Origin of the sequence: Streptomyces sp. NPDC091387, from assembly GCF_044756945.1 — a bacterium.
In the GTDB taxonomy this organism is placed as follows: Bacteria; Actinomycetota; Actinomycetes; order Streptomycetales; family Streptomycetaceae; genus Streptomyces.
Map to the genome: position 1 here is coordinate 120,953 of NZ_JBIVTZ010000003.1, position 26,286 is coordinate 147,238.

23 protein-coding genes and 1 pseudogene are annotated in these 26,286 nt (G+C 72.0%); 17 read left to right on the forward strand and 7 right to left on the reverse strand.

Features of this window, described 5'->3' with window-relative positions:
- Positions 1-224: 224 nt before the first annotated feature.
- The 3 genes from ACIQM0_RS07405 (at position 225) to ACIQM0_RS07415 (ending at position 3,835) form a co-directional block, all read left to right on the forward strand.
- Positions 225-1,250: an NlpC/P60 family protein gene (locus ACIQM0_RS07405; RefSeq protein ID WP_385037942.1), complete on the forward strand. Its 1,026-nt coding sequence runs from the start codon at positions 225-227 to the stop codon at positions 1,248-1,250.
- Between the two features lie 237 nt (positions 1,251-1,487).
- Complete coding sequence (locus ACIQM0_RS07410) at positions 1,488-2,519, forward strand: NlpC/P60 family protein (protein ID WP_401284333.1); 1,032 nt, start codon at positions 1,488-1,490, stop codon at positions 2,517-2,519.
- A 62-nt stretch (positions 2,520-2,581) separates the two neighbouring features.
- Positions 2,582-3,835: a hypothetical protein gene (locus ACIQM0_RS07415; protein ID WP_401284335.1), complete on the forward strand. Its 1,254-nt coding sequence runs from the start codon at positions 2,582-2,584 to the stop codon at positions 3,833-3,835.
- Here the strand turns inward: ACIQM0_RS07415 and ACIQM0_RS07420 are convergent.
- Positions 3,792-5,024 (reverse strand): glycosyltransferase 87 family protein, encoded by a 1,233-nt coding sequence (locus ACIQM0_RS07420; protein ID WP_401284336.1) that lies wholly within the window; start codon positions 5,022-5,024, stop codon positions 3,792-3,794. The two genes, ACIQM0_RS07415 and ACIQM0_RS07420, sit on opposite strands and share 44 nt — an antisense overlap.
- A 101-nt stretch (positions 5,025-5,125) precedes the next feature.
- Between ACIQM0_RS07420 and ACIQM0_RS07425 the strand changes: the two genes are divergently transcribed.
- Positions 5,126-6,268: a glycosyltransferase family 4 protein gene (locus ACIQM0_RS07425; RefSeq protein WP_401284337.1), complete on the forward strand. Its 1,143-nt coding sequence runs from the start codon at positions 5,126-5,128 to the stop codon at positions 6,266-6,268.
- 57 nt (positions 6,269-6,325) lie between these two features.
- On the opposite strand, the gene ACIQM0_RS07430 is transcribed toward ACIQM0_RS07425, so the two are convergent.
- Entirely contained in the window at positions 6,326-8,122 is a 1,797-nt protein-coding gene (locus tag ACIQM0_RS07430) for an AMP-dependent synthetase/ligase (RefSeq protein ID WP_401284339.1), read from the reverse strand.
- A 279-nt stretch (positions 8,123-8,401) separates the two neighbouring features.
- On the opposite strand from ACIQM0_RS07430, the gene ACIQM0_RS07435 reads away from it, so the two are divergent.
- From ACIQM0_RS07435 to ACIQM0_RS07460, 6 genes are all read left to right on the forward strand, one after another.
- The gene (locus ACIQM0_RS07435) at positions 8,402-9,208 is read left to right on the forward strand and encodes a metallophosphoesterase (protein WP_401284341.1); all 807 of its coding nucleotides are present in this window, start codon (positions 8,402-8,404) and stop codon (positions 9,206-9,208) included.
- Positions 9,209-9,329: 121 nt separating this feature from the next.
- Positions 9,330-9,779, forward strand: coding sequence for an SRPBCC family protein (locus ACIQM0_RS07440; RefSeq protein WP_363021337.1), 450 nt, complete (start codon positions 9,330-9,332; stop codon positions 9,777-9,779).
- Between the two features lie 4 nt (positions 9,780-9,783).
- Complete coding sequence (locus ACIQM0_RS07445) at positions 9,784-11,007, forward strand: ArsA family ATPase (protein ID WP_401284343.1); 1,224 nt, start codon at positions 9,784-9,786, stop codon at positions 11,005-11,007.
- Between the two features lie 83 nt (positions 11,008-11,090).
- Positions 11,091-11,549: a DUF5304 domain-containing protein gene (locus tag ACIQM0_RS07450; protein WP_401284345.1), complete on the forward strand. Its 459-nt coding sequence runs from the start codon at positions 11,091-11,093 to the stop codon at positions 11,547-11,549.
- A 73-nt stretch (positions 11,550-11,622) separates the two neighbouring features.
- The gene (locus tag ACIQM0_RS07455) at positions 11,623-12,564 is read left to right on the forward strand and encodes an ROK family glucokinase (RefSeq protein WP_401284347.1); all 942 of its coding nucleotides are present in this window, start codon (positions 11,623-11,625) and stop codon (positions 12,562-12,564) included.
- 84 nt (positions 12,565-12,648) lie between these two features.
- Entirely contained in the window at positions 12,649-13,410 is a 762-nt protein-coding gene (locus tag ACIQM0_RS07460; protein WP_401284349.1) for an endonuclease/exonuclease/phosphatase family protein, read from the forward strand.
- A gap of 9 nt (positions 13,411-13,419) precedes the next feature.
- Here ACIQM0_RS07460 and ACIQM0_RS07465 read toward each other — a convergent pair whose 3' ends face one another.
- Positions 13,420-14,100 (reverse strand): hypothetical protein, encoded by a 681-nt coding sequence (locus ACIQM0_RS07465; RefSeq protein WP_401284351.1) that lies wholly within the window; start codon positions 14,098-14,100, stop codon positions 13,420-13,422.
- Entirely contained in the window at positions 14,093-14,872 is a 780-nt protein-coding gene (locus tag ACIQM0_RS07470) for an alpha/beta hydrolase (RefSeq protein ID WP_401284353.1), read from the reverse strand. The genes ACIQM0_RS07465 and ACIQM0_RS07470 overlap by 8 nt, the downstream gene beginning before the upstream one ends.
- 282 nt (positions 14,873-15,154) lie before the next feature.
- On the opposite strand from ACIQM0_RS07470, the gene ACIQM0_RS07475 reads away from it, so the two are divergent.
- The 5 genes and pseudogenes from ACIQM0_RS07475 to ACIQM0_RS07495 all read left to right on the forward strand — a co-directional run bounded on the left by ACIQM0_RS07475 (position 15,155) and on the right by ACIQM0_RS07495 (position 19,330).
- Positions 15,155-15,928 (forward strand): lysophospholipid acyltransferase family protein, encoded by a 774-nt coding sequence (locus ACIQM0_RS07475; protein ID WP_401284354.1) that lies wholly within the window; start codon positions 15,155-15,157, stop codon positions 15,926-15,928.
- A gap of 36 nt (positions 15,929-15,964) precedes the next feature.
- Positions 15,965-17,191 (forward strand): MacS family sensor histidine kinase, encoded by a 1,227-nt coding sequence (macS, locus tag ACIQM0_RS07480; protein ID WP_401284356.1) that lies wholly within the window; start codon positions 15,965-15,967, stop codon positions 17,189-17,191.
- Positions 17,188-17,886 carry a response regulator gene (locus tag ACIQM0_RS07485; protein WP_401284358.1) on the forward strand — a complete coding sequence of 233 codons (699 nt, stop codon included), beginning with the start codon at positions 17,188-17,190 and terminating at the stop codon, positions 17,884-17,886. Before macS ends, ACIQM0_RS07485 begins: the two co-directional genes overlap by 4 nt.
- A 149-nt stretch (positions 17,887-18,035) precedes the next feature.
- A pseudogene (locus tag ACIQM0_RS07490) lies at positions 18,036-18,173 on the forward strand (6-phosphofructokinase); the annotation flags it as partial.
- Between the two features lie 152 nt (positions 18,174-18,325).
- Positions 18,326-19,330, forward strand: a complete 1,005-nt coding sequence (locus tag ACIQM0_RS07495; protein ID WP_401284360.1) for a 2-hydroxyacid dehydrogenase — start codon at positions 18,326-18,328, stop codon at positions 19,328-19,330.
- 28 nt (positions 19,331-19,358) lie between these two features.
- Here the strand turns inward: ACIQM0_RS07495 and ACIQM0_RS07500 are convergent, their stop codons facing one another.
- The 3 genes from ACIQM0_RS07500 to ACIQM0_RS07510 form a co-directional block, all read right to left on the reverse strand.
- Positions 19,359-21,299 carry an anthranilate synthase family protein gene (locus tag ACIQM0_RS07500; protein ID WP_401284362.1) on the reverse strand — a complete coding sequence of 647 codons (1,941 nt, stop codon included), beginning with the start codon at positions 21,297-21,299 and terminating at the stop codon, positions 19,359-19,361.
- Between the two features lie 102 nt (positions 21,300-21,401).
- Positions 21,402-21,458 carry a trp operon leader peptide gene (locus tag ACIQM0_RS07505; RefSeq protein WP_073735655.1) on the reverse strand — a complete coding sequence of 19 codons (57 nt, stop codon included), beginning with the start codon at positions 21,456-21,458 and terminating at the stop codon, positions 21,402-21,404.
- A gap of 104 nt (positions 21,459-21,562) precedes the next feature.
- Entirely contained in the window at positions 21,563-24,349 is a 2,787-nt protein-coding gene (locus tag ACIQM0_RS07510) for an N-acetylmuramoyl-L-alanine amidase (protein ID WP_401284364.1), read from the reverse strand.
- 158 nt (positions 24,350-24,507) lie between these two features.
- Here ACIQM0_RS07510 and ACIQM0_RS07515 point away from each other — a divergent pair, with 158 nt between their 5' ends.
- Complete coding sequence (locus tag ACIQM0_RS07515; RefSeq protein WP_401284366.1) at positions 24,508-25,854, forward strand: class II 3-deoxy-7-phosphoheptulonate synthase; 1,347 nt, start codon at positions 24,508-24,510, stop codon at positions 25,852-25,854.
- 170 nt (positions 25,855-26,024) lie between these two features.
- Positions 26,025-26,276 (forward strand): bacterioferritin-associated ferredoxin, encoded by a 252-nt coding sequence (locus ACIQM0_RS07520; protein WP_401284368.1) that lies wholly within the window; start codon positions 26,025-26,027, stop codon positions 26,274-26,276.
- Positions 26,277-26,286: the final 10 nt, after the last annotated feature.

Sequence of the window (26,286 nt, forward strand, 5' to 3'; positions counted from 1 at the left end):
AGTGTGGTGTGGGTAAAGAAGTACCGGCTGTGACGAGATTTTGCCCGCCAGGATTTGAACTGATCACGGGATGGTCACTATGGTCGGGCCTCGAACCTTCGCACGGTTGATCACCCACCCGGGGTGGCAGTGAAGGAACCGCCGAGTCCGTGATCCCCACGGAGCCGGGGATTCATGTCCCCCACAGCCCGGTAGGCGGCTCGAGGAAGAAGGAGCTCGCCTTCGTGGCGTCCCACCGTCGTCCCAAGAATCCGAGCCGCGCCCGTGTGACCGTGCTCACCGCGACCGCCGCCGCAGCCGTGGCCCTGACCTCTCAGGCCGCTCACGCCGATCCCAAGCCGACCAAGAGCGAGGTCAAGGCGGAGGTCGACAAGCTCTACCACGAGGCGGAGACGGCCACCGAGCAGTACAGCGGGGCCAAGGAGAAGCAGGAGAAGCTCGAGAAGCAGGTCGGCGCGCTGCAGGACAAGGTGGCCCGCGGCCAGGAGGAGCTCAACACGCTCCGCTCCGGCCTCGGTTCGCTCGCCGCCGCGCAGTACCGCTCCGGAGGCATCGACCCCTCCGTGCAGCTCTTCCTCGCCTCCGACCCGGACAGCTTCCTCGACCAGGCCTCCGCCCTGGACCAGCTGACGGCCAAGCAGGCCGAGGCGATGCAGAAGATCCAGGAGAAGCAGCGGTCCCTCGCGCAGGAGCGCAAGGAGGCCCAGGACAAGCTGGGCGACCTCGCGGACGTCCGCAAGACGCTCGGCGAGAAGAAGAAGAAGCAGCAGGGCAAGCTCGCCGAGGCGCAGAAGGTGCTCAACACCCTGACCGCCGCCGAGCGCGAGAAGATGCGCCAGGACGACGTGCGCGCCAGCCGCGACGCGGGTGACCGCGTGGACCTCGGCAACGAGGCCCCGGCCTCCGGCCTCGGCGGGGCCGCCCTCCAGGCCGCGTCCACGCAGGTCGGCAAGCCGTACGTCTCCGGTGGTACGGGCCCCAGCTCCTTCGACTGCTCGGGCCTGACCCAGTGGGCGTACGCCCAGGCCGGTGCCCAGATCACCCGCACCACGTACACCCAGATCAACCAGGGCACCCAGATCGGGCGCAGCCAGCTGAAGCCGGGCGACCTGGTCTTCTTCAGCAACACCTCGCACGTGGCGCTCTACGCGGGCAACAACACCGTGCTGCACGCCCCGAAGCCGGGCGCCGTGGTCCGCTTCGAGTCGATGAACACCGTCGGCGCCTACCAGACCGCCGTGCGCATCTGATCGCGCCCGAACGGGCGAATTCCCGCGCCCCGCACTGACTGCCCGCCCCGCCGGAGACCACAGGTCACCGGCGGGGCGCCGTCATTTGTGACCCCCGTCCGCCCGGCGCGGCCTTTGTCCGCTCCGTGATCGCGCGACTACTGTCTGGCTGCCGCGCAGCTCCACGTGTCGGTCCGCCCGTCCCGGGCGGCAGGGGCTGCGCACATCTGCGTACAGCGGAAGGGAGTGCGGCGTCCTGTGGTGTCCCATCGCCGTTCCACACAGCCCGGCGTGAGCCGGGGCGTCCGGGCCACTGTCCTGTCGGCCGCGGCGGCGTCCGCCGCCGCGACGCTCGGCGCGGCCACCGCGCACGCCGAGCCGCAGGACACCGCGCGGTCCGCCGGGGCCCGGGTGGACCGCCTCTACGCCGAGGCCGAGCACGCCACCGAGCAGTACAACAAGGCCGGTGAGGACGTCGGGCGGCTGCGCGGTGAGGTGAGCCGGGCGCAGGACCGGGCGGCCCGGGGCCAGGAGCGCGTCAACGGGATGCGCGAGGAGCTCGGTTCCGCGGCCCGCGCGCAGTACCGGTCCGGCGGCATCGACCCCTCGCTCGCCCTGCTGCTCTCCTCCGACCCGGACAACTACCTCGACCGGGCCGCCGTGCTGGGCCGGGTGAACGACAGCAGGGCGGGCGCCCTGTCCGAACTCCGCCGGGCCCAGCGGGCACTGGCCCAGATCCGGGCGGAGGCGGCCGGCTCGCTCGCGGGCCTGGAGCGCGGCCGCGCCGCCGTCAGCCGTCACAAGCGCACCGTCGTACGCAAGCTCACCGAGGCCAGGCGGCTGCTCCGATCACTGCCCGGCACCGACCGGGCGGCCATCGAGAGGGCCTCGCGCGACGGCCGGGACACCGCGACGGGGACGATGGCCGGACTTCCGGCCGGCTCGGCGCGGGCGGCGGCCGCCGTCATGGCCGTCCGGCGGGCGCTGGGCCGCCCGTACGTCTGGGGCGCCAGCGGGCCCGCCGGATTCGACTGCTCCGGGCTGATGCAGTGGGCGTACGCCCAGGCCGGGGTCAGCCTGCCCCGCACCTCGCAGGCCCAGCGGTACGCCGGCCGCATGGTGCCGCTCTCCGAGGCCCGGCCCGGTGACCTGGTCGCCTATCGCGCGGACGCCAGCCATATCGGGATGTACGTGGGGAACGGCCAGGTCATCCATGCCCCGTACCCCGGCGCCCCGGTCCGCTACGACCCCGTCGGCATGATGCCCGTCTCCTCGGTCACCCGGGTCTGACTCCCCGGGCCCCGCCCCCGACGGGCAGCGGTGTCGCGGGTGAGGTCGTTACTCTCGTTCCTGTGGCTGATCAGGGGCGTACCGCGGAGCGGGCGCGCGGCGGACGACGGCGCGCGGCCGGTGCCGTGCTCGCCGCGCTGCTGTGCGCCAGCGCCTGTTCGGCCCCGGCCGGCGACGCCCCGGACACCGCCGCCGCCGATATCCGCGCCGCCCTGGACCGCCGGGCCGCCGCGGTGCTGCACCACGACCCGGACGCCTACGCCGCGGTCGTCGCCCAGGACGCCCCCGACCTGCGGGCCGCGCAGCGCAAGGAGATCGGCCATCTCGCGGACCTGCCGATCGGCTCCTGGACGTACCGGCTGACCGATGTCTCCACGCACGGCGCGGACCGGGCCACCGCCGACGTCCGGCTCGGCTACCGGATCAAGGGCTACGACAGCGCGCCGGTCTCCGTGGACCGGGTCCTCGACCTCGAACGGGACCCGGCGGACGGCCGCTGGTACCTCACCGCCGACCGCCCGGCAGAGGGCGGTGGCCGGCAGCTCTGGCAGCAGGGCGACGTCGAGGTGGTGCGCGGCACGCACAGCCTGGTGCTGGGCGTCGGCCGCTCCCGCGACGAGCTGACCCGGATCGCGGCCACCGCGGACCGGGCGGTACCCGCCGTCTCCGACGCCTGGCCGGAGCGCTGGGCGACGCGGGTGGTGGTGCTGGTCCCGGACACCGTGCAGGACATGGCGGAGCTGCTCGGGTCGCCCGCCGCGAACTACCGGGGCATAGCGGCCGTCACCACCGGCGAGACCGGCGGCTCCGGCACGGCGCCCGCGGACCGGGTGATCGTGAACCCGAAGGCGTACGCGATGCTCGGCTCCTTCGGGCAGCGCGTCGTCCTCACCCACGAGACCACCCATGTCGCCACCCGTACCCGCACCTCCGCCGCCACCCCGACCTGGCTCTCCGAGGGCTTCGCCGACTGGGCGGCCTACCGGGAGGGGGACCGCACCGCCGCCGAGGTCGCGCCCGAGCTGGCGGACGCCGTCCGGCGCGGTGAGCTGCCCGCCGCCCTGCCCACCGACGAGGACTTCGGCTTCACCGAGGACCCGGACCGGCTGGCGAGGGCGTACGAGGGCGGCTGGCTGGCCTGCGAGCTCGTCGCCGACCGCTGGGGCGAGGAGAAGCTGTTCGCCTTCTACCGGGCCGTCGGGGCCCACTCAGGGCGGGACGGAGCGGTGGAGCAGGCCCTGCACGAGGTGCTCGGCACGACTCCGGAGGACTTCACGGCGCGCTGGCGGGAGCACGTGCGGGACCGGCTCGGCTGACCTCGGGGGCCGGCGGCGTCACCGTGTCCCGCCACAGCCGCCCGCCCGCGATCAGCGTCGCGGCGACCAGCAGCCCGTTGCGCAGGAACATCAGCGTCACGCCCGTCGCGTCGCTCGTCACCACATGGATGAACCCGAGCGGGAACTCCAGCTGGGTGACCCCCGTCGCCACCAGCACCAGACAGGCCGGCAGCGTCATCCGGCTCTCCCGGAAGACCAGGCACACCGCGGCCATGCCGACCAGCCACAGCATGTACTGGGGGCTGATCACCCGGCTCGTGGTGGTGAACAGCAGCACCGCGGTGAACGCCGCGTCCGCCGGCGTGCTCACACCGAACGTGCGCGCCTTCAGCCGCCACACCACCAGCCAGCCGAACGCCACCACGCTCAGCCCCAGCGCGAGCGTGCTCACCAGCGGCACGTGCGGGCCCAGGAACTCCAGCGAGCCGTAATGCAGCTCCACCCGGCCCTGCCAGCCGAACTGCCGCGCCACATGGAAGACCAGCGCCCCCAGTGACTCGACCTCGGTGCCCCGGTCGCGCTGGAAACCGAGGAAGGCCAGCGCGCCGGGCGCCGCCAGCGCGCACAGCCCCAGCAGCCCGAGCGCCACCCCCGCCGCGGTCGCCCACGCCAGGCGTGTCCTGCGCCCGCGCGCCGTACCGGCGAGCAGCAGCACCGGCCACACCTTCAGCGTCGCCCCGACCGCCGCCAGCGCCCCCATCACCCGCGGATGCCGGACACCGGCCAGCAGCGCCGCCACCGCGACGGCCGTCACCATCACGTCGTACCGGGCGTACGCGGTCGCACCGAGCAGCGGCACCCCCGCCACCCACACCCACGCCCCGGCCATGCGCCGGCCGGCGCCCCGGCCGGCGTACAGCAGCAGGCCCAGCACCAGCGCGTCGCAGAGGAACGCCAGGACGAAGAAGGCCGAGGCGTAGTCCAGGAACGGCAGCAGGGCGGGGGAGAGGATCGCGAGCGCCGCGACCGGCGGGTACTGCCACGTGACGTCGGACCGCGGATAACTCCCCGAGCGCAGCACGTCGTACCAGCCGTGGTAGATCACCGACACGTCGTTCGTCACGTCGGGACCCGGCAGTGTGATCACCTTGATGACACAGAGCAGCAACAGGGCCCTGGTGAGGGCCCACACCACGAAGGCCGGTTGTGCGCTGCTCGAACCCGTCATGTCCCGTCCTCGTCCGTTCCGTCGGTGGTACGACAGGACATGATGCCCGGCCCGTCCGCCGGAGAGCGACGAGGCGGGGCCGCCCGGTACTGTCGGCGGCGATGGACAAGACCCTGATCGTGACCAACGACTTCCCGCCCCGCCCCGGTGGAATCCAGGCGTTCCTGCACAACATGGCGCTCCGGCTGGATCCGGACCGGATCGTCGTCTACGCCTCCACCTGGAAGCGCGGCCCCGAGGGCGCCGCGGCCACCGCCGCGTTCGACGCCGAGCAGCCCTTCACCGTGGTCCGCGACCGTACGACGATGCTGCTGCCGACCCCGAGGATGACCCGGCGCGCCGTCCAGCTGCTGCGCACCCACGGCTGTTCGTCCGTCTGGTTCGGCGCCGCCGCCCCGCTCGGGCTGATGGCACCGGCGCTGCGCCGGGCCGGTGCCCGCCGGCTGGTCGCCACCACGCACGGGCACGAGGCCGGCTGGGCGCAGCTGCCCGCCTCCCGGCAGCTGCTGCGGCGGATCGGCGAGGGCACGGACACGATCACCTATCTCGGCGAGTACACCCGGTCCCGGATCGCCGCGGCGCTCACCCCGGCGGCCGCGGACCGCATGGTCCAGCTGCCGCCCGGCGTGGACGAGAAGACCTTCCACCCGGAGTCCGGCGGCGATCTGGTCCGGGCCCGGCTCGGGCTCACGGACCGGCCGGTCGTCGTCTGCGTGTCCCGGCTGGTGCCCCGCAAGGGGCAGGACACCCTGATCCTCGCGATGCCCGCGATCCTGGCCGAGGTGCCCGACGCCGTCCTGCTGATCGTCGGCGGCGGACCGTACGCCGGTGAGCTGAGGAAGCTGGCCGCAGAGACCGGGGTGCTGGACTCCGTGCGGTTCACCGGCCCTGTGCCCTGGGCGGAGCTGCCCGCGCACTACGGGGCCGGTGACGTCTTCGCGATGCCGTGCCGCACCCGGCGCGGCGGCCTCGACGTGGAGGGCCTGGGCATCGTCTACCTGGAGGCGTCCGCGACCGGGCTGCCGGTGGTGGCGGGCGACTCGGGCGGCGCCCCGGACGCGGTGCTCGACGGCGAGACCGGCTGGGTGGTGCGCGGTGGCTGCGCCGAGGAGTCGGCGGAGCGGATCGTCACGCTGCTCGGCGACGCGGAGCTGCGCCGGCGCATGGGGGAGCGGGGCCGGGCCTGGGTCGAGGAGAAGTGGCGCTGGGACCTGCTGGCGCAGAAGCTCAAGGCGCTGCTCTGAACGCGGGAGGGGTCCGCACCGGAAGCGGTGCGGACACCTCCGTGCGCGTCACGCGGATCAGGTGCGGTAGATCGACTCGACCTCGTCCGCGAAGTCCTTCGCCACCACGTTCCGCTTCAGCTTCAGCGACGGCGTGATGTGGCCCGCCTCCTCGGTGAACTGGGCGGCCAGGATCCGGAACTTGCGTACGGACTCGGCCTTGGACACCGCGGCGTTGCCGTCGTCGATCGCCCGCTGCACCTCGGCGAGCAGCTCCGGGTCCTCGCGCAGCGACAGGGCGGTGGAGCCGGCCGGCTTGCCGTGTTCTTCGGCCCAGTGGCCCAGGAACTCCTCGTCCAGCGTCACCAGCGCGCCCACGAACGGGCGTCCGTCGCCGACCACCATGCACTCCGCGACCAGGGCGTGCCCGCGGACGCGGTCCTCGATGACGGCGGGAGCGACGTTCTTGCCGCCCGCCGTGACGATGATCTCCTTCTTGCGGCCGGTGATCGCGAGGTAGCCGTCCTCGTCGAGGGTGCCGATGTCGCCGGTGTGGAACCAGCCGTCGGCCAGCGCCTCGGCCGTCGCCGTCTCGTTGTTCCAGTACCCGGAGAACAGGTGCTCGCCGTGGAGCAGCACCTCGCCGTCGTCCGCGATCCGCACGACCGAGCCGGGCAGCGGCTGGCCGACCGTGCCGATCTTCTGGCGGTCCCACGGGTTGAAGGCGGTCGCCGCGCACGACTCGGTCAGGCCGTAGCCCTCCAGCACGGTGAAGCCGATCCCGCGGTAGAAGTGCCCGAGCCGCTCACCGAGCGGCGCACCGCCGGAGATCGCGTGCTCGCCGCGTCCGCCGAGCACGGCCCGCAGCTTGCTGTAGACGAGCCGGTCGAACACCTTGTGCCTGAACCTCAGGCCCACGGACGGACCCTGCGGCGTGCCCAGCGCGCGGCTGTAGGCGATCGCGGTGTTCGCGGCCCGGTCGAAGATCTTGCCCTTGCCGTCGGCCTGGGCCTTGGCCCGCGCCGAGTTGTAGACCTTCTCGAAGACCCGGGGCACCCCGAGGATCAGGGTCGGCCGGAACGCGGCCAGTTCATCGGTGAGGTGCTTGATGTCCGGTACGCAGCCGAGCTTGATCGGGGCCATCACACAGGCGACCTCGACCAGCCGTCCGAAGACGTGCGCGGCCGGCAGGAAGAGCAGGACGGAGCACTCGCCGGTACGGAAGAGAGGCTTGAGCCGCTCCACCACGTTGCCGCACTCCGCGAAGAAGCTGCGGTGCGTGAGCACACAGCCCTTGGGGCGTCCGGTGGTGCCCGAGGTGTAGACGATGGTGGCCGGGTCGTCGGCCTTGGCGCTTCTGCTGCGCAGGTCCACGGTCTCCTCGGAGACCTCCGCGCCCGAGGCGGTGAGCGCGCCGATCGCGTCCTTGTCGATCTGCCACACCTGGCGCAGCTCCGGCAGCCGGTCGCGCACGGAGGCCACGGCGTCGGCGTGGGCATCGCTCTCCACCAGGACCGCGACGGCGCCCGAGTCCCCGAGGATCCACTGGACCTGCTCGGCCGAGCTGGTCTCGTACACCGGTACGGTGACGGCGCCCGCGCTCCAGATCGCGAAGTCCAGCTGCACCCACTCGTAGCGGGTGCGCGACATCAGGGCGACCCGGTCGCCGGGTTCGACACCGGCGGCGATCAGCCCCTTGGCCGCGGCTCTGACCTCGGTCAGGAACTGCGTGGCGGTGACGTCGGTCCAGGCGCCCGCCACTTTGCGGCTCATCACCGCGACATCGGGATGCTGAGCGGCATTGCGGCGGATGAGATCCGTCAGGTTGCCGTCCGAGGGGACCTCGTACAGGGCCGGAAGGCTGAACTCGCGCAAGACTGCTGCTCCTCATCGGGCTCCGGTGCCACGGCTCTGTGTGACGCACCGGCTGCGGTCCAAGGTGGCGGGTGCTCAGTGGGGTGAGCACGACTGGACTGCCCGGACGTTACCCACGAGTACTCGGTTCCGGATAGGGGGTTCCGGTCAGATGTCTTACGCGTCACACATATCGGCTGGCCTTTCGCGCACAGTAGTGCACCCCGGCCGGGCCCTGGAAGTAACCGCAGGTCCGGTGGCCTCTACCCAGGCGGACGCAGGGGTTCTAGGGTGATCGTCATGCGAGCCGGACCGAACAGCCGGGAGGCCGCCGCGGAGCGGCGCACCCGAATCCACGTGGTCAGTGACGTGCACGGGAACACCGAGGCGCTGGCCCGCGCGGGGGACGGCGCCGACGCCCTCGTCTGCCTGGGCGACCTGGTGCTCTTCCTTGACTACGCGGATCACTCGCGCGGCATCTTCCCGGAACTCTTCGGCGTGGAGAACGCCGACCGGATCGTCGCCCTGCGCACCGAGCGCCGTTTCGAGGAGGCCAGGGACTTCGGCCGGGGCCTTTGGGCGGGTGTGGACCGCGACACCGCGATCGTCACGGCCGTGCGCAAGCAGTACGCCGAGATGTTCGCCGCGCTGCCCACCCCGACGTACGCCACCTACGGCAACGTCGACATCCCCGGCCTGTGGCCCGAGTACGCCCGCCCCGGAACCACCGTCCTGGACGGCGAACGCGCCGAGATCGGCGGCCGCGTCTTCGGGTTCGTCGGCGGTGGACTCCAGAGCCCGATGCGCACCCCGTACGAGATCAGCGACGAGGAGTACGCCGCCAAGATCGAGGCGGTCGGTGAGGTCGACGTCCTCTGTACCCACATTCCGCCCGACGTCCCGGAGCTGACGTACGACACCGTGGCGCGCCGTTTCGAACGCGGCAGCCGGGCCCTGCTCGACGCCATCCGCCGTACCCGCCCCCGGTACTCCGTGTTCGGCCATGTCCACCAGCCGCTGGTCCGCCGGATGCGGATCGGCACCACCGAGTGCGTGAACGTCGGCCACTTCGCCTCGACCGGGAGGCCGTGGGCGCTGGAGTGGTGACCGGGCCCGGCCGCACCGGCATCCCGGCAGGCCCCGGGCCGAGGCGCGGCGCACACGCGATAGCCTTCTGGCGGCAGGTCTCTGCCGATCGACCGGTACACCGCACTGGAGGGCCACAGCGATGGCTGAACACACCAGCTCGAGCATCACCATCGAGGCGGCACCGGCCGACGTCATGGGCGTGATCGCCGACTTCGACCGCTATCCGGAATGGACCGGCGAGGTCAAGGAGGCCGAGGTGCTCGCCACCGACGACCGAGGCCGCGCAGAGAAGGTCCGTCTGGTCCTCGACGCCGGAGCGATCAAGGACGACCACACCCTCGCGTACACCTGGATCGGCGACTACGAGGTCAGCTGGACCCTGGTCAAGTCCCAGATGCTGCGCGCCATCGACGGCTCCTACGCACTGGCACCGCTCGGCGACGGCGACCGCACCGAGGTCACCTACCGGCTGACCGTCGACGTCAAGATCCCGATGCTCGGCATGATCAAGCGCAAGGCGGAGAAGGTCATCATCGACCGCGCCCTGGCCGGCCTGAAGAAGCGCGTCGAGTCCGTCCCGAAGGCCTGACCCGGTGCGTACGGTCCTGGTCACCGGCCCCGGCGGCGCAGGCCGTACCACCGTCGCGGCGGCGACCGCGCTGGCCGGCTCCCGGCGCGGCGCCCGCACCCTGCTGATCTCGGCGGACGCCATACCCGGCTTCCCCTCCGCCACCGGGCCCGCACGGGTCACCGACACCCTGTGGTCCGTCCGGACCGACTCCGCGGAGCACTTCCGCAGCGAACTCCTGTCCCTCCAGGACCAGTTGTCCGGTGTGCTCGGCATGCTCGGCGGCAACCGGCTGGACGGCGAGGAGCTCACCGAACTCCCCGGCAGCGACCAGCTCGCCCTGCTCCACAGCCTCCACCGCGCCGCGGAGGGCGACTGGTCCCGCGACGGCTACGACCTCCTCGTCGTCGACCTGCCGCCGCTGCGCGAAGCCCTCGCCCTGCTGGCCCTGCCCGAACAGCTGCGCCGCTATCTGCGCCGGCTGGTGCCCCAGGAGCGCCAGGCCGCCCGCGCCTTGCGCCCGATGCTCGCCCAGCTGGCCGGCGTGCCCATGCCCGCACACTGGCTGTACGAGGCCGCCGCCCGGCGCGAAGCCGAACTGGCCGCCGTCCAGGCCCTCATCGAGGACCGCGCCACTACGCTCCGGCTGGTCGCGGAGCCCGGCCCGGCCGCCGAGGACGCACTGCGCACCGCCCGCACCGGACTCGCCCTCCAGGGAGCGCGCGTCGACGCCCTGGTGGCCAACCGGGTGCTGCCCCGGCACTCCCCGGACCCCTGGTTCGCGGCGCTCGCCGCACAGCAGGAGAAGTGCCTCGGCCACTGGCGCGAGGAGTGGGCCGCCGAGGCCCCGCCGGTCGAGGTGCCGCACCTGGGCCGCGACCCGCAGGACCCCGCCGACCTGGCCGCCCTGACCGGCGGGGACGCCGCGCTGGCCGTGGACGACCGGGGGACCGGCCGCGCCGAGAACCCCTGGTGGATCGAGGAGTCCGGCACGCCTGACGGCCCCGACCGTGCCGATGGCCCGGACGGGATACTGATCTGGTGCCTGCGGCTGCCCGGAGCGGTCAAGAAGGACCTCCAGCTGGTCCGCCGCGGCAACGAACTCCTGCTCACCGTCGGCCCGTTCCACCGCATCGTGCCCCTGGAGTCCGCGCTGCGCCGCTGCACCGTCTCCGGCGCCTCGCTCACCGACGGCGTGCTCCGTGTCCGGTTCACGCCCGACGCGGACCTGTGGCCCAGGACGAGCTGAACGCTTCACCACCGTTCGGGTACCGTCGTAGGTACGGGTCCCGTGTGCCGGGCCGCCGGCCACCCACGTCGCAGGAGTCCGCCATGAGCGAAGCCACCGATCGTCCCGCCGACGACGACGCGTGGGCGCAGGCCTGTGCCGAGGACCTCGCCGCCGAGAAGGCCCGCCGCCGTGCCGAGTACGGCCCGCCGCCCGGCTCCGCGGCCGAGGAGCTGCGCAAGCTGATGGACGCCGTGGCCGACAAGGTCGCGTCCCTCCAGTCACCGCTGTTCGGCATGGCGGCCCAGGGCGCGGTCCAGCAGGTCATCAGGCAGGCGAAGTCCGCCGTCGAACCCGTCATCGAGCGCAATCCTGACGTTTTCGATCACATCGCGGCGGCCGGCGGCGAACTGCTCGCCGCCTACCGCTCGGCCGTCGAGGGTCAGGAACGCCGTTGGACCCAGGGTGCGGGGGACCCCGCGGGCACCGAAAAGAAGGCGGACGACGCCACCGACCCCCGAGACGAGGGGCCCGGCACCGGCGAGCAGATCGACCTGGACTGACCGGTGCCGACCGGGCGGGGCCCGGCCTCGGGTACGGTTGCCCCAGCGGGGCTCGACCGAAACTGAGGGATTCATGGGACTCACCATCGGCGTCGATATCGGCGGCACGAAGATCGCAGCTGGAGTGGTCGACGAAGAGGGCCACATCCTCTCGACCTTCAAGGTGCCGACCCCGCCGACGGCCGAAGGCATCGTGGACGCGATCGCGGCGGCGGTGTCCGGCGCGAGCGCGGGACACCCGGTCGAGGCGGTCGGCATCGGCGCGGCAGGATACGTCGACGACAAGCGTGCCACGGTGCTGTTCGCACCGAACATCAACTGGCGGCACGAGCCGCTCAAGGACAAGGTCGAGCAGCGTGTCGGCCTCCCGGTGGTCGTCGAGAACGACGCCAACGCGGCTGCCTGGGGCGAGTACCGCTTCGGCGCGGGCCAGGGCCACGAGGACGTCATCTGCATCACGCTCGGCACCGGCCTCGGCGGCGGCATCATCATCGGCAACAAGCTGCGCCGCGGACGCTTCGGCGTGGCCGCCGAGTTCGGCCACATCCGGGTCGTCCCGGACGGTCTGCTCTGCGGCTGCGGCAGCCAGGGCTGCTGGGAGCAGTACGCCTCCGGGCGGGCGCTCGTCCGGTACGCGAAGCAGCGGGCCAACGCCACCCCCGAGAACGCCACGATCCTGCTGTCGCTCGGCGACGGCACGGTCGAGGGCATCGAGGGCAAGCACATCAGTGAGGCCGCCCGGCAGGGCTGCCCGGTGGCCGTCGACTCGTTCCGCGAGCTGGCCCGCTGGGCCGGCGCGGGACTGGCCGACCTCGCCTCGCTCTTCGACCCGTCCGCCTTCATCGTCGGCGGCGGCGTCTCGGACGAGGGCGAGCTGGTCCTCGACCCGATCCGCAAGTCGTTCCGGCGCTGGCTGATCGGCGGTGAGTGGCGTCCGCACGCCCAGGTCCTCGCGGCCCAACTGGGCGGCAAGGCCGGGCTGGTGGGCGCGGCGGACCTGGCCCGTCAGGGCTGATCCACCCAGGCACCACGGACATGACGGACGCCCGCCGCGCCCCACGACCGGGGAGCGGCGGGCGTCCGTCGTATCGTGAGCGCCATGGCCATGACGTCGCTGCCAGAATCCCGTACCGAGCAGGACGGCTCGGCCGTCATCAGAGTGCTCAGCTACAACATCCGGTCGATGCGCGACGACCGCGCGGCACTGGCCCGGGTGATCCGCGCCTGCGCCCCCGATCTGGTCCTCGTCCAGGAGGCGCCGCGCTTCTTCCGCTGGCGCAAGCGCGCCGCCCGGCTCGCCGCCGCCACCGACCTGGTGATCCTCGGCGGCGGAGCCACCGCGGCCGGACCGCTGCTGCTCTGCTCGCTGCGCGCCTCTGTGGAGCGCACCGAGGACGTCCTGCTGCCGCTCACCCCCGGACTGCACCGCAGGGGCTTCGCCACCGCGGTCGTCCGGATCGCGGGCACCCGGATCGGAGTGCTGAGCTGCCATCTCAGCCTCCAGCGCGAGGAGCGCCTCGCCCAGGCGCAGGCGCTGCTCGACCGGCTGGACGCGATGGGCGTGGAGCACGCCGTGGTGGGCGGTGACCTCAACGAGGGACCGGGCGGGCAGGCGTTCCGGCGGCTGGCCGGGCGGCTCCAGGACTGCTGGACCGTACGGCCCCGGGGCGGCGAGCACACCTTCCCGGCGCACGACCCGCGCAAGCGGATCGACGCGGTCTTCGCGACCCGGGGCATCGAGGTGCTCGGCTGCGGGGTCCCGGCCGGGCTGCCCGGCACGGCCGAGGGCGACCTGCCGGCCGCGACCGACCACCTGCCGGTGCTGGCCGCGCTGCGGGTGCCCGCGGCGGACCCGGCCTGAGGCGGGTGCTCAGACCACCGCGCCGCGGCCGGGGTCGTCGCCGTCCTCGTCGTCGTGCTCCATCCGCGCCACCAGCGTCACGAAGCCGCCCAGGAAGCCGCCGACGCAGACCGTCGTCAGCCACCAGGTCATCTCCCACTGGAGCAGCACCGCGAGCAGCAGCAGGACCGGTCCGCCGACCACCGCCAGCCAGGCGAACTTCGCCGTGACGTCGGCCTCCGGCAGCGGTGGCGGCTCCGGCGGCACGAAGTGCCCCTCGCCGCTGTCGTCCCCGTCGTCCGTGTCACCCGCGGCCGGCTCCGCCGGCTCGTAGTCGCGCGGGCCGTTGCCGACGCCGGGGGCGAACACCACCGAGCTGCCGAGCGGCTTCTCCGGCGGCTTGGGCGGCCGCTTGCCGATGCCCTTGTCCGGATCCAGGGCGCTCAGCGGACCGTCCTCCAGCAGCGCGACATCCTCGATGGACCGGAACGGCCTGGCGCCCGGCGGGTCCGGCGGCTCGTCGCCGTAGCCCGCGACGATCGCCTCCCAGACGGCCTCCTCGTCCACCGGCCGCTTCCCGTCGCCGCCCTGGGCGATGCCCGGGGCCTCCGGCGGGGGTGCGCCGCCGTCATCGGGGACGGCCGCTCCCTCGGCGGGGAGCGGCTCGCGCTCCTCCTCGCCGCTCGCGCGATCCGCGTTGTGTTCAGCCACCGGACGTGCTCCCCTTCTTCCCGACGCTCGGAGCGAGGCGGCCGATGAACGAATAGCTCTCGTCGAAGATCCGCTCCGCATCGTGGTCCAACGTCGCCACGTGGTAGCTCTGTTCCAGGAGGATCTCCTCGACGTCCGTGGACGAGACGCGGCTCAGGATCCGGGCCGAGTCGGCGGGCGGCACGACATGGTCCTGCGGGCTGTGCAGCAGCAAGACCGGCTGGGTCACCTGGGGCAGTTCGGCGTCGACCAGCCGGAAGAACTTCCGTACCGAGTACGCCGCGTGGAGCGGCACCCGGTCGTAGCCGACCTCTTCCGAGCCCTCCAGCGCGATGTCGCTGGCCAGGCCCTTCGTCGTCGGCACCAGGTGGCGGGCGACCGGCAGCGCGTGCGCAGCGAGACCGTGCACCCTGTTGGCCGGGTTGACGAGCACCAGACCCCGGACCGCGTCACCGTGCTTCGCCGCGAGCCGCAGCGCGAGGGCTCCGCCCATGGAGAGACCGAAGACGAAGACCTGGGAACACCGCTCCAGCAGCGACCGCAGCTCCCGGTCCACCTCCGCGTACCAGTCCTGCCAGCCGGTCACCTGCATGTCCTGCCAGCGGGTGCCGTGCCCGGGGAGGAGCGGCAGCGAGACCGTGAGCCCGCGCTCGGCCAGGTAGTCGGCCCAGGGGCGCAGCGACTGCGGGGAACCGGTGAATCCGTGACAGAGAAGGACGCCGACCTCTCCGCCCTCGTGGCGGAACGGCTCGGCTCCAGGAAGGACCGGCACCGGGGTCTCCTGTTCGTGAGGCTCGGAGGGGAGCGAAAGGGGGAGTGCGCAAGGATTACTTCACCGTACGCGACCGGGCCGACACCGACCAGGGCCGTCACCGGCACGGGCCGGGTACCCGGGGCCGTGCCGGGCAGGAGCACGGACGGCGGTACGGGTTAGGGTCTGTCCGGGGGATCGCAGTCGGACAGGGTGAGGCGCCGTGCCGGACGTCGCGACCCCGGCTGCGAGCCGCCGGGCAGGCCCTGAGGTCTGCCGGACAGCACACAGGAGGCACCCGAGTTGATCTACGGCGCTATGAAGTTCTCCATCGGCGGGTCTCTGAAGCTCGCGTTCAGGCCGTGGGTGGAGGGCCTGGAGAACATCCCCGCGCAGGGACCAGCGATCCTCGCGAGCAACCATCTGTCCTTCTCCGACTCCTTCTTCCTGCCCGCGGTCCTGGACCGCAAGGTCACCTTCATCGCCAAGGCCGAGTACTTCACCGCGCCCGGCGTCAAGGGCAAGCTGACCGCCGCCTTCTTCAAGGGCGTCGGCCAGCTCCCGGTGGACCGCTCGGGCGCCCGGGGCGCCGGGGAGGCGGCGATCAAGGCCGGTATCGAGGTGATCGAGAGCGGCGGCCTCTTCGGCATCTACCCGGAGGGAACCCGCTCGCCCGACGGCCGCCTCTACCGGGGCAAGCCCGGCGGGCTCGCCCGGGTGGCGCTCGCGACCGGGGCGCCGGTGATCCCCGTCGCGATGATCGACACGGAGAAGATCCAGCCGCCCGGCCAGGTGGTGCCCAAGCTGATGCGCCCGGGCATCAGGATCGGCAAGCCGCTCGACTTCAGCCGGTACCACGGCATGGAGGGCGACCGCTTCATCCTGCGCTCGGTCACCGACGAGGTGATGTACGAGATCATGAAGCTCTCCGGGCAGGAGTACGTCGACATCTACGCGACCGCCGCCAAGCGGCAGATCGCGGACGAGGCGAAGCGGCGCTCGGAGGCCGCCAAGCAGGCCGCGTCCGGCGGCGGGGACGAGCAGCAGGGTAGGGACAAGGACCGCGGCGGCGCCTGAGCGCGCGTCGGTCCGTCCGGGGCGGGGGAGAAGAAGATGGCCAAGCGCGTGCGGGTCGTACGGATGTCGGTCGAGCAGCCGCTGTGGCGTGCCCTGACCGCGTACCGCATTCTGACGATGCTCTACGCGATCCTGCTCGCGGTCTTCGGACGCGACAAGTACGAGCGGCCGTGGGTGGCCGTCGTCTTCCTGACGGTCATGGCCGTCTGGACGCTCGCCACCCTGCCGAAGGTCGCCGGCGCGGTGGCCTGCACCAAGCGCTTCCTCGGCGCCGACCTCGCCCTCGCCCTCGCCGGCATCCTCCTCACCCCGCTCGCCGACTTCCAGGCCCAGCACGTCGACGGCCCGACCCTGCCGTCGATCTGGACCGCGGGGTCCGTCCTGGCCTTCGCGATCAAGGGCGGCTGGCGCTGGGCGGCCTTCGCCTCCAGCTTCGTCGCCGCCGCCAACATCGTCGAGCGCGCCGAACCCAGCCGCGACACCCTGCACAACGTCCTGCTGGTCTGGGTCGCCTCCATCGCGATCGGCTACGTCGTCGAGGTGGCCCGCGCCAGTGAGCGCACCCTCGCCCGCGCCCTGGAGATCGAGGCCGCCACCCGGGAACGGGAACGGCTGGCCCGCGACATCCACGACAGCGTGCTCCAGGTCCTGGCGATGGTGCAGCGCCGCGGTACGGCGCTCGGCGGCGAGGCCGCCGAGCTGGGCCGGATGGCCGGGGAGCAGGAGGTCGCCCTGCGCACCCTGGTCTCCAGCGGCCTGGTGCCGCCCACCCGGGTCTCCGAGGACGCCGCGCAGGGCGCCGTGGTGCGCACCGTCGAGACGGACGACGACGAGCCCGGCGCACCGGGCGAGACCGATCTGCGCGCCCTGCTCGCCCCGCACGCCGGCTCCCGGGTCAGCTTCGCGGAGCCGGGCGCCCCGGTGCTCCTCGGGCCCGCGGCGGCGATGGAGCTGGCGGCCGCGGTGAGCGCCGCCCTGGACAATGTGCGGGTGCACGCGGGGGAGGACGCCCAGGCCTGGATCCTGGTCGAGGACTGGCCGCACGAGGTGATCGTCACGGTCCGGGACGACGGGCCGGGCATCCCGGCGGGGCGGCTCGCCCAGGCCGAGGGCGAGGGGCGTCTCGGCGTCGCCCTGTCGATACGCGGGCGGCTGGCCGAACTCGGCGGTACGGCTGAGCTGATCTCGGTGCCCGGCCAGGGCACCGAGGTCGAACTGAAGGTTCCGAAGGTTTCACGGGGGAAGGCGGGTTCGGTCCGATGAGTGCAGAGCACGACCAGGGCGCGGCGGGAGAGCGGCGGGCCATCAGGGTGATGGTGGTAGACGACCACCCGATGTGGCGCGACGCCGTCGCCCGCGACCTCGCGGAGTCCGGTTTCGACGTGGTGGCGACCGCGGGCGACGGCCCGCAGGCGGTCCGCCGGGCCGGGGCCGTCCGCCCCGACGTCCTCGTCCTCGACCTCAATCTGCCCGGGATGCCGGGCGTCCAGGTCTGCAAGGAGCTCGTCGGCTCGCACCCCGGGCTGCGGGTCCTGGTGCTCTCCGCGAGCGGCGAGCACGCCGATGTGCTGGAGGCGGTCAAGTCCGGCGCCACCGGCTACCTGCTCAAGTCGGCGAGCACCCAGGAGCTGACAGAGGCGGTCCGGAGCACCGCGGCCGGCGACCCCGTCTTCACCCCCGGCCTCGCCGGGCTGGTGCTCGGCGAGTACCGCAGGCTGGCCTCGGAGCCCGCGCCCGTGGCGTCCGACGAGCCGAAGGCCCCTGAGCTCACCGACCGGGAGACCGAGGTGCTGCGGCTGGTCGCCAAGGGACTCTCGTACAAGCAGATCGCCGAGCGGCTGGTCATCTCCCACCGCACGGTCCAGAACCACGTCCAGAACACCCTGGGCAAGCTCCAGTTGCACAACAGGGTGGAGCTCGTGCGGTACGCCATCGAACGGGGACTCGACGACATCTGAGATCAGTTCCCGCACATCGCACGGGACTTGACGCGGGATCCGGTACCGGAATCGACCGTACGGCCCATCCCTTCGTGACCTGGATCACCTTGGCGTGGAGCTGAGCGGGCTCACTTCGGCGAAGGGATGCTTCCCCGCGGGGCGGAGTACTGACCGGGGGCGGCGACTGCCCCGGGCTCAACGCGGTCATCCGTACCGTCGTCCGCAAGGGCGTACAGGAGTACGACTACGACTCCATCGGATTGCAGGACGGCTGGCGCGGGCCGCTGGAAGGCGGGACCCGGCGCTCTACGCCGAGGCGGGGGTCTTCTTCGGCTGAGGCCCGGTCGGCGTGCCGGGCGGCCCTGTCATATATTCGCGATGACCGACCGGCCGGATCCGTACGCACCCCCGCGCGCACGGCCCCGGCACCCCGCCCGCATCAGTAACGGGAGAAGCAGTGGAGATCCTGGCCTTCGGCGTGCAGTCCGACGAGAAGCCGCTGATCGAGAAAGCCTTCGCCGGGAAGCACGAGGTCCGCTGCCTGGACGTCTTCCTGAACCGGGACACCGCGCCCATCGCGGCCGGCTACGAGATCATCTCGACCAGCGTCAACGCCGACCTGGGCAGCGGCGTCCTGCAGACCCTCGCGGCCGGCGGCACCCAGATGATCGCCCAGCGCTCCACCGGCTTCAACAACATCGACCTGGACGTCGCCGAGCGCCTCGCCATGCGCGTCTCCCGGGTCTCCTACTACTCGCCCTACTCGGTGGCCGAATTCGCCTGGACCCTCGCCATGGCGGTCAACCGCCGCGTCATCCGGGCCGCGAGCCGCACCCGCGACTTCGACTTCCGCCTCGACGGGCTCCTCGGCCGTGACATGCACGGCCGTACCGTCGGCGTCATCGGCACCGGCAAGATCGGTGAGGCCTTCACCCGGATCGCCCACGGCTTCGGCATGAATCTGCTCGGCTGGGACGTCGCGGAGAACCCGGCCTGCCTCGAACTCGGCATGCGGTACGTCGACAAGGAGCAGCTCCTCGCCGAGTCCGACGTGGTCAGCCTGCACGTCCCGCTGCTGCCCTCCACCCACCACATCATCGGCAAGGACGCCCTGGCCCTGATGAAGGACGACGCGATCCTGATCAACTCCAGCCGGGGCGGACTCGTCGACACCACGGCCCTGGTCGGGGAGTTGCGGGCCGGCCGGTTCCTCGGCGTCGGCCTCGACGTGTACGAGGCCGAGGCCGGGCTCTTCTTCCTCGACAAGTCACTGAAGGGCATCGACGACGACACCCTGGCCCGGCTGGTCACCTTCCCGAACGTCATCGTCACCTCGCACCAGGCGTACTACACCGAGGACGCGGTGGGCCAGATCATCGACGCCACCGTCCGCAACGTCGACGACTACCTGGCCCGCGCCCGCAGCGAGAACGTCCTGGTCCCGGCGCCGCCCGGCCCCTGAAGCCCGACCGGGTCCGGGCGGCGGCCGCTCAGCCGCGCACCGGCAGCCCCGCCAGCAGCTCGGCCACGATCGCCGCGCCGCGCAGCGTCAGCACCGACTCCGGGTGGAACTGCACCGACGCGAAGCCGTCCCCGCGCAGCGCGTGCAGCTCCCCGGTCGCCCCGTCCACGCTCGCCTCGATGCCGTGGGCCGCCAGCTCGTTGGCCGCGGCGTCGTCGCAGCGCGCGGTGAAACTGTTGTAGAAGCCGACCGTCTCCGGCCGCCCGAACAGCTCGATCCGGGTCTGCGCGCCCTGGTACGGCACCGTCTTGCGGACGATCTCGAGACCCAGCTCCGCCGCGATCAGCTCATGGCCCAGGCACACCCCCAGCAGCCCGTGCCGGTGGTCCCGGACCAGCTCCGCCGCCAGTGCCCGCAGCAGCCGCATCTTCGGATCGTCCTGATCGCCCGGATTCCCCGGCCCGGGGCCCAGCACCACCGGCCCCTCGTGCGCCCGTACGGCCTCGCGCAGCCCCGGCTCGTCGTAGTGGCGCACCGTCACATCGAGACCAGAGGCGCGCAGCAGATGCCCCAGCATCGCGGTGAACGTGTCCTCGCCGTCGATCACCAGCGCATGCCCGGACAGCTCGTCGGTGCGCTCCTGCATCCGCAGCCAGAACGGTGCGAGCCCGTCCCGCCTGGCGTCCAGCGCCGCCCGCACCCGCGGGTCCTCGGCCAGCCGCGGCAGCGCGCCCCCGGCCCTCGGCCGGCCCGGCAGCACGCCCAGCGCGGTCAGCACGCCGGCCGCCTTGGCATGGGTCTCCGCGACCTCGCTCTCCGGATCGGAGTGGCGCACCAGCGTCGCCCCGACCGGCACCCGCAGCTGCCCGCCCGCCGAGATGTCGGCGGTCCGGATCAGGATCGGTGAGTCCAGCGTCTGCGCTCCGTCGGGCCCCTGCCGCAGCAGGGCCAGCGCGCCGGCGTAGTAGCCGCGCCCGCCGGACTCGTACCGCTCGATGACCCGGCAGGCGTTCTGCACGGGGGAGCCGGTGACCGTCGCCGCGAACATGGTCTCCTTCAGCACCTCGCGCACGTCCAGCGAGGAGCGCCCGCGCAACTCGTACTCCGTGTGCGCGAGATGGGCCATCTCCTTGAGCCGGGGGCCGATCACCACCCCGCCCATGTCCCCGACCGTGCACATCATCTTGAGTTCCTCGTCGACCACCATGGAGAGCTCCTCGGTCTCCTTGCGGTCACCGAGGAAGGCCAGCAGGCTCTCGGCGGACGGTCCCTCGGCGGGGTAGCGGTAGGTACCGCTGATCGGATTCATCACGACCGTCCCGCCGGACATCCGCACATGCACCTCTGGGCTGGCGCCGACCAGTGTCCGCCCACCCGTCGCCCGCCGCCCCGACGACGAGAGCCCTTCGGGCCCGCTGTCACCCGTGTGCACGACGAACGTCCAGTACGCGCCCCGCTCGCCCGCCAGCAGCCGCCGGAACAGCGCCAGCGCGTCCGCCCGCCCGAACCCCGGGATCTCGCCCCGGAAGGTCCGCCGGATGACGAAGTTCGCGCCCTCGCCCCGGCCGATCTCGTCCTTGATGACCCGCCGGACGGTCCCCGCGTACTCCTCGTCGGCGACATCGAACGCGCCGTCCTCGACCCGTACCTCGTGCGCGGGGAGCAGCTCCAGCGCCTCGTCGAGCGGCAGTACGTACGTCTCGTCCGCGACCAGTACGGCCAGTGGCGTCCCGTCGTCCCGTACGTCGAAACCGCGCTCGGCGATCTGCCGGAACGGCACCATGGCGAGCGAGGGCCGTTCACCGACCGGGAGGTCCGCCAGCCGGTCCACCTCCCGCACCTCGCCGATCAGCACCTCGACGGTGTCGTGGTCATGGCCGGGGGTACGCCTGCGGAGCAGGGCGAAGGGCGGGCAGTCCTCGCCGAGAAGTCTCTGGACGATCGTGTGCGCTGCCGTGTGCGGTGTCATGCCGGGTGTTCCTTCCAGTGGAATCAGCTGGGAGGAACGGCCCGTGGAAACGGAAAAGGCCGCCCCTCGGGCGGCCTCTGTCGTCTTTCTGCGTACGCGCAGTCAGTGGGCCGCCGGATGAGCGGTCCACCACCAGTTACGGGTCGAGTGCGCGAACATGCCCGAACCTTAACCCACGATCGGCCACGAGGAGGCCCGTCCCACCCGATGGATGGAACGGGCCTCCGGTCCGGCCGGCTCGGCCGGGCCCGTCGCAGTGGGGCTCAGAACAGCGAGTCGTAGATCTGCCAGCCGGTGCCGACCTGCGCCTTGGTGGCGAAGGGCTTGGCCGCGTTGCCGGTGCCCTTGTAGAACCAGAGCACTCCCGATCCGTTCACGCCGACCAGGTCCCCGATGCCGTCCCGGTCGAGGTCGCTCGGACCGAGCATCAGCTTGTAGGCGCCCCAGCCGGAGCCGATCTGCACCCGCTTGGCATACGGCGCCGCGGCGTTGCCGGTACCCGTGTAGAGCCAGAGCACACCGGACTTGTCCCGCGCCACGAAGTCGGCCCTGCCGTCGCCGTTCAGATCGCCGGTGGAGACGACGGCGTCGTAGATCTGCCAGCCGGTGCCGATCTGCGCCTTGGCGGCGAAGGGCTTCGCCGGGTCACCCGTGCCCTTGTAGAAATAGATCACCCCGGAGCCGTTGCGGGCGATCATGTCCGCCTTGCCGTCCCCGTCCAGGTCGCGCATGCCCCAGATGCCGTTGTACTGGTTCCAGCCGCTGCCGACCTTGAGCCGTGCCAGGTACGGCTTGTCCGGGTTGCCGCTGCCGCGGTAGTACCAGAGCACGCCGTCCTTGTCGCGGGCCGTGATGTCGCCCGTGCCGTCGGCGCGCATCGCGGTCATGGCGGTGATGGCGGTGTAGTTCTGCCAGCCGTAGCCCATGAGGTAGCGCTTGTAGTACGGGGACGCGGCGCTGCCGGTGCCCTGGTACTGCCAGACGTCGCCCTTGCTGTCCTTGCCGATCAGGTTGTAGCGGTTCGTCCCGGCATCCGGGACGGTGCCGCTCGCCTGCTGGACGTCGCTCGACTTCACCCAGGCGATGCGGTGGTTGTAGCGGATCGGGGTGTACAGCTCGGTGCCCACGACACGGGTCTGCGAGGAGCCGAAGTAGTCGTCGCCCTGGACCTCGTCCCCGGCCTTCACGTACGCCTGCCCGCTGGGGAGCTTGTACTTCGACAGGTGGTCGGGGCTGTCCGTCGGGGCGGTGGCGCCGGTCCCGTCGTAGGCCGAGGCCTCGGGGAAGGAACGGCCGTAGATCCGCGGCGTGGATCCGGCCTTCGCCTTCAGCACGGCCGGGGCGGTGCCGGCCACGCGTGCGGTGAACTGCCCGCCCGGGTTGGAGAACCACGCCTTCTGCCCGCCGTACCAGATCGCCGTCCAGTCGTTCCGGGCCTCGGCCACCACGTACTTGCCGCCCGCGACGACCTTGTTGCCCCAGTTCGGGCCGTCGGTGGCCTTCACGTTCGGGATGTACGGGTCGGTGATCCTGGCCGACGTCGTCGAGGGCGAGGTGTAGAGGTAGCCGAAGTTCGCCGGCTGCTTGGCGACCGTGCCGCCGTTGTACGTCAGCTCCGGCTGGTTGGCCGTGGTGAACGGGGGCACCACGCGGACCACCTGGCCGGTCTTGACCGGACCGCCCGCGCCGCTGGCGCCGGTCGGGGCACCCATCAGCGCCATGTAGTGGTTCCAGTCCCAGAACGGGCCCGCGTCCCAGTGCATGGGGGCGACGTCGGCGTCCAGCACACCGGGCACCTCGTCGTGGCCGATGACGTGCTCACGGTCCAGCGGGATGTCGTACTTGGCCGCGAGGAACTTCACCAGGGCCGCGGAGGACTCGTACTGCGGCTCGGTGTACCACGTACCGGCCTTGATGGCGTAGCCCTCGTGCTCCACGCCGATGGAGTGCATGTTCAGCGACCAGTTGCCCGCGTGCCAGGCCAGGTTCTTGTTCTCGACCATCTGGGTGACCAGACCGTCGGAGGCGCGGACCAGGTAGTGCGTGCTGACACCGTTCGCCGAGTTCCGGAACGTGTCGACCGAGCCCTGGTAGCCGCCCTCGGTGTCGTGGATGACGATCTGGCGGATGCCGAACCCGCCCGCGGGCCGGTCGGCCAGGCTGTAGTTCCGCGTGCCGGTCTTCGGGTCCTCGGCCGGGATGAAGTTGCAGTTCAGGCCTGAGGGGCACTCCGGCGTGGCGGCCGCGGCCGTGCTCGCGAACGTGGCGGCGAGCGGAACCTTCGACGGCTTGACCGGTTCGACGGAGGGGTCGGCGGGCAGCGTGACCTGCTGGCCCTCCGTGGTGAGCTGCCGCTCACCCGTCCTGATCGAGTCGAAGACCCGCTGGGCGAAGAGATCGGCGCCCTTCGTGTCCGTCGACTGGCTGAAGCGGGCCACCGCGGGGTACCACTCACCCGCGCTGTCCGGCAGGGAGCCGGTCGCCTGCCGCTGGTACTCGGCCAGCAGCGCCGCGCCCGCGCGGATGCTCTGCTCGGTGCTGCCGCGGACCGCGTCGGTGCCGGCGTCGATGAGACCGGCGGCCTTGTCCAGGGTGTGGAGCCGCGGGTCGTCGGTGGCGACGGCCTCCGCGGGCAGGTTGCGCAGCGCCTCGGCCGCGTCGAACTTGCGCGCGATCTCGGGGCTGCCGCTCATGTTGAGGTGCGCGAGACGCTCCTTGCCGTCCGGCTGGACGACGTCCTTCGGTGTCACCCGGGTGAGCCCCATGACGTTGTACGCGCCGCTGGTGCTCGGCTCGCCGTCGTGGCTCTCCCACAGCGTCTGGCGGTACGAGACCGCCATCAGCACGCTCTGCGGCACGTCGAACTCGCGCGCCGCGTCCTTGAACTGCGTCTGCAGAGCGGCGGACGCCGGCGCCGGCCTGCCGTCGGCCGGCACGGTGTCCTGCGACGCCATGGCGACCGTGCCGATCGTCGCGGTCGCCACGACCGCTGCCCCCACCCCGTAGAGCACCCGTCTTTTCCTGAGATCCTTGCGATGGTTCCGCTTCAAATCCCCACCCCTTGTACGCCACTTGTTCACATCCGAAAGTCGTGAGGCTAGCAGGCCCTGTTGTGTCCCTCGTCACGGACCGCGCCGCGTCGTCCGTCTCAGTGACTGAGCACCAGGAAAACCAGTCGACACGACCCCGTAATGTGGAACCCGTGACCGTGAACGCCAATACCTCCGTCGCCGGTGGCAACACCTGGCGAGACCTTCCCGCGGCGCAGCAGCCCGAGTACCCCGACTCCGAGGCGCTGCGCGATGTACTCGCGGACCTCGCGTCGTATCCGCCGCTCGTCTTCGCGGGCGAGTGCGACCAGCTGCGCGCCCGCATGGGAGCCGTCGCCAAGGGCGAGGCGTTCCTGCTTCAGGGCGGCGACTGCGCCGAGGCCTTCGACGCCGTGTCGGCCGAGCACATCCGCGCCAAGCTGAAGACGCTGCTCCAGATGAGCGCCGTCCTCACCTACGCGGCCTCCGTGCCGGTCGTCAAGGTGGGCCGGATCGCCGGCCAGTACTCCAAGCCCCGCTCCAAGTCGACCGAGACCCGCGACGGCGTGACCCTGCCGACCTACCGCGGCGACTCCGTCAACGGCTTCGCCTTCACCGAGGCCGAGCGCGTCCCGGACCCGGACCGGCTGAAGCGCATGTACCACGCGTCCGCTTCCACGCTGAACCTCGTCCGCGCCTTCACCACCGGCGGTTACGCCGACCTGCGCCAGGTGCACGCCTGGAACCAGGACTTCGTGAAGTCGTCCCCGTCCGGCCAGCGCTACGAGGCCCTGGCCCGCGAGATCGACAACGCGCTGAACTTCATGAAGGCGTGCGGCACGGACCCGGCGGAGTTCAAGGCCGTCGAGTTCTACGCCTCGCACGAGGGCCTGCTGCTGGACTACGAGTCGGCGCTGACCCGCACCGACTCGCGCACCGGCGAGCTGTACGACACCTCGGGCCACATGGTGTGGATCGGTGAGCGCACCCGCCAGATGGACGGCGCGCACATCGAGTTCGCCTCCAGGATCCGCAACCCCATCGGCATCAAGCTCGGACCGACGACCACCGTCGACGAGGCGCTCGGCTACATCGACCGCCTCGACCCCGAGCGCGAGCCCGGCCGGCTGACCTTCATCGTCCGGATGGGCGCCGACAAGGTCCGCGCCAAGCTCCCCGAGCTGGTCGAGAAGGTCACCGCCTCCGGTGCCACCGTCGCCTGGGTCACCGACCCGATGCACGGCAACACCTTCGAGGCCGCGTCCGGCCACAAGACCCGTCGCTTCGACGACGTCCTGGACGAGGTCAAGGGCTTCTTCGAGGTGCACAAGGGCCTCGGCACCCACCCGGGCGGCATCCACGTCGAGCTCACCGGTGACGACGTCACCGAGTGCGTCGGCGGCGGCCACGAGATCTTCGTGGACGATCTGCACCAGCGTTACGAGACGGCCTGCGACCCGCGGCTCAACCGCAGCCAGTCGCTGGACCTCGCGTTCCTGGTCGCCGAGATGTACCGGGATCAGTAGGTATCACCGCTGGTAGCACGCGTACGACTGTGGGGCACGGATCGATGTGATCCGTGCCCCACTGGGCGTTCCGGGGCTTTTACCGCCCTTGAGCGGCGGGTAAGGTTAGGTTAGCCTCACCGATTATCGGGGTGGCCGCCACGACCCATCCCGCCGGGAGGTGAAACCGCGTGTACGTCTGCTCGTGCTTCGGCGTTACGGAGCAGCAGGTCAGGAAGCATGCGGAAGCCGGTGCCTGCACGCCCCGCCAGATAGCCTCCGCCTGCAAGGCGGGGACCGACTGCGGTGGCTGCGTCCGCACCATCCAGGCGATGCTCGGCCGCGGCGCCTGTCCGCGCCGAGAACTGCTCGACCAGAAGCAGCCGCCCGGCGCCGTCGCACGCGTGGACGCACCGGTGGCCGGATTCCCCGAAGCCGCCTGAGCGGCGTCCC

Bases quoted from the DNA above. Each gene is read 5' to 3' on its own strand.
- ACIQM0_RS07420 (WP_401284336.1), bottom strand. From the start codon at position 5,024: ATGACGGGTTCGAGCAGCGCACAACCGGCCTTCGTGGTGTGGGCCCTC.
- ACIQM0_RS07425 (WP_401284337.1), top strand. From the start codon at position 5,126: ATGGACAAGACCCTGATCGTGACCAACGACTTCCCGCCCCGCCCCGGT.
- ACIQM0_RS07435 (WP_401284341.1), top strand. From the start codon at position 8,402: ATGCGAGCCGGACCGAACAGCCGGGAGGCCGCCGCGGAGCGGCGCACC.
- ACIQM0_RS07440 (WP_363021337.1), top strand. From the start codon at position 9,330: ATGGCTGAACACACCAGCTCGAGCATCACCATCGAGGCGGCACCGGCC.
- ACIQM0_RS07450 (WP_401284345.1), top strand. From the start codon at position 11,091: ATGAGCGAAGCCACCGATCGTCCCGCCGACGACGACGCGTGGGCGCAG.
- ACIQM0_RS07455 (WP_401284347.1), top strand. From the start codon at position 11,623: ATGGGACTCACCATCGGCGTCGATATCGGCGGCACGAAGATCGCAGCT.
- ACIQM0_RS07460 (WP_401284349.1), top strand. From the start codon at position 12,649: ATGGCCATGACGTCGCTGCCAGAATCCCGTACCGAGCAGGACGGCTCG.
- macS (WP_401284356.1), top strand. From the start codon at position 15,965: ATGGCCAAGCGCGTGCGGGTCGTACGGATGTCGGTCGAGCAGCCGCTG.
- ACIQM0_RS07485 (WP_401284358.1), top strand. From the start codon at position 17,188: ATGAGTGCAGAGCACGACCAGGGCGCGGCGGGAGAGCGGCGGGCCATC.
- ACIQM0_RS07500 (WP_401284362.1), bottom strand. From the start codon at position 21,299: ATGACACCGCACACGGCAGCGCACACGATCGTCCAGAGACTTCTCGGC.